Genomic DNA, 227 nt, shown 5'->3' on the forward strand with positions numbered 1-227 from the left:
TGTATCGTCCATTGTAGCACGTGTGTAGCCCAGGTCATAAGGGGCATGATGACTTGACGTCATCCCCACCTTCCTCCGGTTTGTCACCGGCAGTCTCGCCAGAGTGCCCAACTGAATGCTGGCAACTGACAATAAGGGTTGCGCTCGTTGCGGGACTTAACCCAACATCTCACGACACGAGCTGACGACAGCCATGCACCACCTGTCATTTTGTCCCCGAAGGGAAA

At 54.6% G+C, this 227-nt stretch carries 1 rRNA gene; it reads right to left on the reverse strand.

Features of this window, described 5'->3' with window-relative positions:
* A 16S ribosomal RNA gene (locus LPAF129_RS11145) occupies positions 1-227 on the reverse strand; the annotation flags it as partial.

Source organism: Ligilactobacillus pabuli (assembly GCF_022836475.1).
GTDB classification, from domain to species: Bacteria; Bacillota; Bacilli; order Lactobacillales; family Lactobacillaceae; genus Ligilactobacillus; species Ligilactobacillus pabuli.